5 protein-coding genes are annotated in these 7,649 nt (G+C 74.2%); 4 read left to right on the top strand and 1 reads right to left on the bottom strand.

Annotated elements, in window-relative coordinates:
- Nucleotides 1-71: 71 nt before the first annotated feature.
- The 4 genes from AOK09_RS08650 to AOK09_RS43630 all read left to right on the top strand — a co-directional run bounded on the left by AOK09_RS08650 (nt 72) and on the right by AOK09_RS43630 (nt 6,426).
- Nucleotides 72-1,388 carry a deoxyguanosinetriphosphate triphosphohydrolase gene (locus AOK09_RS08650; protein ID WP_055586534.1) on the top strand — a complete coding sequence of 439 codons (1,317 nt, stop codon included), beginning with the start codon at nt 72-74 and terminating at the stop codon, nt 1,386-1,388.
- A gap of 171 nt (nt 1,389-1,559) precedes the next feature.
- Nucleotides 1,560-2,825, top strand: a complete 1,266-nt coding sequence (locus AOK09_RS08655) for an NAD(P)/FAD-dependent oxidoreductase (RefSeq protein WP_055586535.1) — start codon at nt 1,560-1,562, stop codon at nt 2,823-2,825.
- Between the two features lie 41 nt (nt 2,826-2,866).
- Nucleotides 2,867-4,777 carry a DNA primase gene (gene dnaG / locus AOK09_RS08660; RefSeq protein ID WP_055586536.1) on the top strand — a complete coding sequence of 637 codons (1,911 nt, stop codon included), beginning with the start codon at nt 2,867-2,869 and terminating at the stop codon, nt 4,775-4,777.
- Nucleotides 4,778-4,878: 101 nt separating this feature from the next.
- On the top strand, nt 4,879-6,426 hold the full coding sequence (locus AOK09_RS43630) for an RNA polymerase sigma factor (RefSeq protein WP_407675372.1): 1,548 nt from the start codon (nt 4,879-4,881) through the stop codon (nt 6,424-6,426).
- Between the two features lie 140 nt (nt 6,427-6,566).
- Here the strand turns inward: AOK09_RS43630 and AOK09_RS08670 are convergent.
- On the bottom strand, nt 6,567-7,649 hold a 1,083-nt coding region (locus tag AOK09_RS08670; RefSeq protein WP_055586537.1), incomplete at its 5' end, for an FGGY-family carbohydrate kinase.

Here is a 7,649-nt window from a genome sequence, read left to right on the forward strand (position 1 = left end):
CGGACAGCAGTCCTCATCCCGTTGCGCGGCGGGTGCCCGGTTGACACAGGGCGGGCGTACCGTGCGGGTATATGAACGAGACCGACCAGGCCGCCGCTGTCCGGGCAGGTGCCAACGGGGCGGCGGCATACGATCCCGCCGCCGTGGCGCGGTGGGTGCCCGAGCCCGACAAGAGGCCGGGGCGCACCGCCTTCGAGCGTGACCGGGCCCGGGTGCTGCACTCCGCGGCGCTGCGGCGGCTCGCCGGTACGACGCAGGTCGTGGCGCCGATGCTCAGCGACTTCCCGCGGACCAGGCTGACCCACTCCCTGGAATGCGCCCAGGTCGGCCGGGAGCTGGGGGCGGCGCTGGGCTGCGATCCGGACCTGGTGGAGGTGGCGTGCCTGGCGCACGACCTGGGGCATCCGCCGTTCGGCCACACCGGTGAGGCGGCGCTGGACGGCGCCGCCCAGGCGTGCGGTGGCTTCGAGGGCAACGCCCAGTCGCTGCGGATCCTGACCCGGCTGGAGCCCAAGCGCTTCGCCCCGCACAGTGACGCCGCCGCCCGGCTGGCGCCCTGGCCGGGCCGCAGTGTGGGCCTGAACCTCACCCGCGCCGCCCTGGACGCGGCCACCAAGTACCCCTGGACGCGGGGGCAGCACCCCACCGAGCCGTCCTCGCCCAAGTACGGCGTCTACGCCGAGGACCTGGCGGTGTTCCGCTGGGTCCGGGCGGCGGCGCCGCCCGGTCGGCGCTGCTTCGAGGCGACGGTGATGGACTGGTCAGACGACGTCGCCTACTCCGTGCACGATCTGGAGGACGGGCTGCACGCGGGCCATGTCGACCCGGCCGTGCTGCACAGCCCCACCGAGCGGGCGGAGCTGTTCAAGGTGGCGGCTTACTACGCGCAGGCGGCGGAGGAGGAGTTCGCCGAGGCGCTGGACCGGCTGCTGGCCCAGGAGTGGTGGCCGCGCTCCTACGACGGCTCGGCCCGGGACCGGGCCGGGCTGAAGGACGCCACCAGCCAGCTGATCGGCCGTTTCTGCCTGGCGGCGGAGCGGGCGACCCGTGAGCGTCACGGGCCGGGCCGGCTGACCCGCTACCGGGCCGAGCTGGTGGTGCCGCATCCGACGCGGGTGGAGTGCGCGGTGCTGAAGGCCGTCGCGGTCCGCTATGTGATGCAGCGGGCCGAGCAGGCCGAACTGCGGTCCCGGCAGCGGGTGGTGATCGCCGAGCTGGCCGAGGTGCTGGTACGGGACGCGCCGCGCGGGCTCGACCCGGTCTTCCGGGCCCTGTTCGAGGAGGCCGAGGACGACCGCTCCAGGCTGCGCGCGGTGGTGGACCAGATCGCCTCCCTCACCGACGCCTCCGCGCTGGCCCTGCACCGGGTACTCGTGCAGGAGGGGTGACGATCCGGCCGGGTTGGCGCAGCGCTCTTCACTTGGGCCTGCGCATGGGGGACGCTCGACCGCAGCGGACGGCCGGTTCGGCCGGGGTCGTCGACCCGCCGCGCAGTAACCTGGCACTCACGGTGCGTAGCGGCCGGCCTGCGGCCCGCCGCGGAACAGGAGAGAGCGGACGTGGTGGACAGCAACGAGACCCATGTCATCGTGGGCGCCGGCCTCGCCGGGGCCAAGGCCGCCGAGACGCTGCGGGACGAGGGTTTCACCGGGCGGGTGATACTGCTCGGCGACGAGCGGGAGAAGCCGTACGAGCGGCCGGGGCTCTCCAAGGGCTACCTCACCGGCGCCGAGCAGGCCGACGCGCTCCAGGTGCACGACCCTTCCTGGTACGCGGCGCACGAGGTGGAGCTGCACCTGGGCCAGCCGGTCACCGCACTGGACCGGGAGGCCAAGGAGGTGCGGCTGGGCGACGGCACCGCCATCCGCTACCACAAGCTGCTGCTGGCCACCGGCTCCTCGCCGCGGCCCCTGCGGGTGCCCGGCGCCGACCTGGCCGGGGTGCACTATCTGCGCCGGCTGCCGCACGCCGAGCGGCTGCGGCAGGTGCTGCAGACCCTGGGGCGGGAGAACGGGCGGCTGCTGATCGCGGGCGCCGGCTGGATCGGGATGGAGGTCGCCGCGGCGGCCCGCGGCTACGGCGCCGAGGTGACAGTGGTGGAGCCGCAGCCGACGCCGCTGTTCGGCGTGCTCGGCCCGGAACTCGGCGGGTTCTTCGCCGATCTCCACCGGGAGCACGGTGTCTCCTTCCAGCTGGGCGCGTCGATCACCGAGGTGGTCGGCCAGGACGGCATGGTGCTGTCCGCCCTCACCGACACCGGTGAGGAGCTTCCCGCCCACGCCATGCTGATCGGTATCGGCGCCGCTCCCGACATCGCGCTCGCCGAGGCCGCCGGGCTGGAGATCGCGGCCCGGGAGGAGGGCGGCGGTGTGGCGGTGGACGCCTCGCTGCGCACCTCCGACCCGGACGTCTTCGCGGCGGGCGACCTGGCTTCCGCCTACCACCCGGTCTTCGAGCGGCGGCTGCGGGTGGAGCACTGGGCCAACGCCCTCAACGGCGGCCCGGCGGCCGCCCGGGCGATGCTGGGCCAGGAGGTGGTCTACGACCGGGTGCCGTACTTCTTCAGCGACCAGTACGACCTGGGGATGGAGTACTCGGGCTTCGCCGCGCCCGGGGAGTACGCCCAGGTGGTGATCCGGGGCGACGCCGCCAAGCGCGAGTTCATCGCCTTCTGGCTGGATGCGCAGAGCCGGGTGCTGGCGGGGATGAACGTCAACGTCTGGGATGTCACCGACCCCATCCAGCAGTTGGTGCGCTCCCGGCGTCCGGTCGATCCGGAGCGGCTCTCCGACCCCGCCGTGCCGCTGGACGCCCTGCTGCCCTGAGGGCGGCGGGGCATGTCCCCGCGCCGCCGTAGACTTCGTGCGTGGCAGGCAGGATCAGGGACGAGGACGTACAGGCGGTGCGCAGCGCGCTGCCCATCGATGTGGTCGTCTCCGACTACGTCCAGCTGGTCAGTGGCGGCGGGGCGCAGCTCAAGGGCGTCTGCCCGTTCCACGACGAGAAGTCCGCGTCCTTCTACGTCAACCCGGCCAAGGGCGTCTACCACTGCTTCGGCTGCGGCGAGGGCGGGGACACCCTCGGCTTTGTGATGAAGGTGGAGCATCTCTCCTTCACCGAGGCCGTGGAGCGGCTCGCCGCCCAGGCGGGCATCACCCTGCGCTACGAGGAGGGCGGCTACACCCCGGGCCGGCAGAAGGGCGAGCGGACCCGGCTGGTGGAGGCCCACAAGGTGGCCGCGGCCTGGTTCGCGGAACAGTTGCAGGGGGCGGAGGCTGAGATCGGCCGCCGCTTCCTGGCCGAGCGGGGCTTCGACGAGGCCGCGGCCAAGCAGTTCGGGGTGGGGTACGCCCCGGCGGGCTGGGAGCACCTGGTCCGCTTTCTGCGCGGCCGGGGCTTCGCCGACCGGGAGATCCTGTCCGGCGGCCTGGCCTCCCAGGGGCAGCGCGGCGGCCTGATCGACCGCTTCCGCGGGCGTCTGGTGTGGCCGATCCGCGACATCACCGGTGAGGTGGTCGGCTTCGGCGCGCGCAGGCTGCGCGAGGACGACAACGGTCCCAAGTACCTCAACACCCCCGAGACGGCGATCTACAAGAAGTCGCATGTCCTCTACGGCATCGACCTGGCGAAGAAGGACATCGCCAAAACCGGCCGGGCGGTGGTGGTGGAGGGGTACACCGACGTCATGGCCTGCCATCTGGCGGGTGTGACCACGGCGGTGGCGACCTGCGGCACGGCCTTCGCCGAGGACCACATCAAGATCATCCGGCGACTGCTGATGGACACCTCCGCCTACCGCGGCGAGACCGTCTTCACCTTCGACGGCGACGCGGCCGGGCAGAAGGCGGCCCTGCGCGCCTTCGAGGACGACCAGAAGTTCGCCGCCCGTACCTCCATCGCGGTCAGCCCCGGCGGCATGGACCCCTGTGAGCTGCGGCTCGCGGAGGGCGACGCGGCGGTGCGCAAACTGGTGGACAACCCGGTGCCGCTCTTCGAGTTCGCCATCCGCAGCACCGTCGCCCGGCACCGGGTGGAGACCGCGGAGGGCCGCGCCGCCGCCCTGGAGGAGGCCGCGCCGATCGTCGCCCGGATCAAGGACCGTTCCATCCAGCACCAGTACGCCGTCCAGCTCGGCGGGATGCTGGGCATCCTCGACGAGCAGTTCGTGGTGCGCCGCGTCGCCCAGATCGCCCGCTGGCAGCGCGAGCGGGAGCACGAGCGGCCGGGACCCGCCGCGCGGCGCGGGGAGGCGCCCGCTCCGGCGCCCGCGCCCGTCCGCCCGGTCGCGCCCAGGCTCAACCCCCGCGACCCGGCGCAGTTCGTGGAGCGGGAGCTGCTGAAGCTCGCCCTCCAGCATCCGGAGCTGGTCAGCCCGGCCTTCGACAACTTCGGCGAGGACGAGTTCCCCACCGCCCCCTACACGGCGGTGCGGCGTGCCGTCGCGGCCGCGGGCGGCGCCGCGTACGGCACCACGGTGCCCGACTTCACCGCCAGGGTCCGCGACACCGCGCCCGACGACTCCGTACGGGCCCTGATCACCGAGCTCACCGTGGAGCCGATCCGCACCCGCCGGGCGCCGGACGCCATCTACGCGGGGGAGTTCCTGGTGAAGCTGCGGCTGCAGGCCGTGGACGCCCGGGTCGCCGAGGTGCGGGCCCATCTCCAGCGGCTGGGCAACCGGGCCGCCCCCGAGGAACTGACCGCCGTCCAGGGCGAGTTGTGGGCCCTGGAGCAGTACCGCAACGACCTGCGGACCCGCGGCGCGGCCGCTCTCTAGCGCCGCCCGGGGCGCACGCTGTGCGGCCCGGCGCCCCCGGGGCCAAAAAACCACCGCACGAGTATCGGCCATGGCGTGTGGCGTACCCCACACTGGAAGTGGTGTCCCAGTCAGTGCAGCGCGGGACCGCCGCGGCCGCCGACATCCCGCCCACAGCCTCCCGGGCGGAGGGCGGCGCCGTGCCCCCCGCCCCGGCGCTGCACGCCCCGGCACCTGTCCAGCAGGCCCCCGACCAGCAGGCGCCCGATCCCTCAGTGCACCACGGGCCCTCCGCGCAGGAAGGGAACGATGTGGACCTCGTCACCCCGGCCCGCCCCGCCGTCCGCCGTACCGCCTCACGAGGCGAAGCGGCCGCCACCACCTCCTCGGCCGACGCGGACGAGGTGGACGCCGCCGACACCGTCGAGGGCGTGCGGCACGAGGGCCCTGCCGACGACCCGGGGGCGCAGGGACAGCGCGGCCCCGGACCGGCGGAGGGCCATCCCGGGGCGGCGGACGACCAGGACGGCGCCGACCAGGTCGGGACCGGCCGGGGCGCCCCCGCCCAGGACGACGGCGTCCAGGACGCAGACCGGGACGACGGTGATCAGGACGACGGCGTCCAGGACGACGCCGACCAGGGACTCGCGGAGATCAGCGACCCCTCCGAGGCGGAGCTGGCCGGCGCCGCGGCGGAGGAGGCCGAGGAACCGGAGGAGCCGGAGCGCGCCCCGGCTATCGACGAGGTGGCCGGCCCCTCCGCGGACCTCTTCCGCCAGTACCTGCGGGAGATCGGCCGCATCCCCCTGCTCAGCGCGGCGGAGGAGGTCGAGCTGGCCCGCCAGGTCGAGGCCGGCCTCTTCGCCGAGGAGTACCTGGGCGAACACCTGGCCTCGGGTGTCGACGACAGGCTCGCCGACGACCTGGACCACCTGGTGGTCCTCGGCAGGATCGCCAAGCGGCGTCTGATCGAGGCCAATCTGCGGCTGGTGGTCTCCGTCGCCAAGCGGTACGTCGGCCGCGGACTGACCATGCTGGACCTGGTCCAGGAGGGCAATCTGGGGCTGATCCGCGCCGTCGAGAAGTTCGACTACGCCCGCGGCTACAAGTTCTCCACCTACGCGACCTGGTGGATCCGCCAGGCCATGAGCCGGGCACTGGCCGACCAGGCCCGCACCATCAGGGTGCCGGTGCACGTGGTGGAGCTGATCAACCGGGTGGTCCGGGTGCAGCGACGGCTGCTCCAGGAGCGCGGCCACGAGCCCACCCCGGCCGATGTGGCCGCGGTCCTGGAACTCTCCGAGGAACGGGTCACCGAGTTGCTGCGCCTGGCCCAGGAGCCGGTCTCGCTGCACGCGCCGGTGGGTGAGGAGGACGACATCGCGCTGGGCGACCTGATCGAGGACGCCGACGCCGCCTCGCCCGTGGAGTCCGCGGCCTTCCTCCTGCTGCGGGAGCACCTGGAGGCGGTGCTCTCCACCCTCGGCGAGCGTGAGCGCAAGGTGGTGCAGCTGCGCTACGGGCTCGCCGACGGGCGGCCGCGGACCCTGGAGGAGATCGGGCGCCTCTTCGGGGTGACCCGTGAGCGCATCCGGCAGATCGAGTCCAAGACCCTCAACAAGCTGCGCGACCACGCCTTCGCCGACCAGTTGCGCGGCTACCTCGACTGAGCCCGGCCGCCCGGTGAACCGCGCCCGTCCGGCCCCGCCACGGCCGCAGGCTTCCGCGTACGGCCCGTGGGAGCCTGCGGGCGACGGGGGACCGGGCGGCCCGCACCGCCCCCGGGCCGCACCGCCCCGGGCAGCCCCGGCTAGTAGGTGCGGGTCTCCGGGTGCACCTGCTCGCGCACCGAGGCGTACTGCTGCCGTACCGCCTGCCCGAAGACGACGTCCTCGCCCGGCTCCACGGTGACCGCGTCCGCCAGGTCCCACTGCGGCGGCTCGGCGCTGCCGGCCAGTGCCCAGGCGGCCTGCCGGGCCGCGCCGCGGGCGGCGTAGTCACCGGGGGGCGGGATCACCACGGGGACGCCCAGCACCAGCGGCGCGATGTGCTGTACGGCGGCCAGCCGTCCGGCCGCGCCCACCAGGAAGACCCGCCGCACCGCGACCCCGCGGCCGCGCAGCACGTCCAGGGCGTCGGCGATACCGCAGAGCATGCCCTCCACGGCCGCCCGCGCCACATGCTCCCGCTCCATCGACTCGGCGCGCAGCCCGGTCAGGGTGCCGGCGGCGTGCGGCAGATGGGGGATGCGTTCGCCCTCCAGGTACGGCAGCATCACCAGCCCGTAGGAGCCGGGGGTGGACTGCAGGGCCAGCTCGCTGAGGCCCTCCAGGTCGGTCCCCAGCAGGGCGGCGGTGCGGCGCAGCACCTGGGCGGCGTTGAGCGTGCCGACCATCGGCAGATGGCGCCCGGTGGCGTCGGCGAAGGAGGCGATGGCGCCGGACTCGTCGACCAGCGGTTCGTCGTGGACGGCGAAGACGGTGCCGGTGGTGCCGAGCGAGACCACCGCGTCCCCCGGGCCGGCGCCCAGCCCCAGCGCGGCGGCCATGTTGTCGCCGGTACCGGCGGAGATCAGCAGTCCCTCGGGGGTCTCCCCGGCGGGCTCGGCCGGGCCGAGGACGTCGGGGAGCCGCACCTCGTGGCCGAGCGCCAGCTTCACCAGGTCCTCGCGGTAGCGGCCGGTGACCGGCGACCAGTACCCGGTGCCGGAGGCGTCGCCGCGGTCCGTGGTGCGGCGCTTGGGGTGGCCGAGCAGCTGCCACACCAGCCAGTCGTGCGGCAGCAGCACCTCGGCCAGCCGCTTGGCCGACGCGGGCTCGAACTCGGCCAGCCAGCGCAGCTTGGCGACGGTGTAGGTGGCTGCGGGGACCGCCGCGATGGCCTGGGCCCAGGC

Source organism: Peterkaempfera griseoplana (genome assembly GCF_001418575.1).
Classification (GTDB): domain Bacteria; phylum Actinomycetota; class Actinomycetes; order Streptomycetales; family Streptomycetaceae; genus Peterkaempfera; species Peterkaempfera griseoplana.

Coding starts and splice junctions, on each gene's coding strand:
- AOK09_RS08650 (WP_055586534.1), top strand. CDS start 72: ATGAACGAGACCGACCAGGCCGCCGCTGTCCGGGCAGGTGCCAACGGG.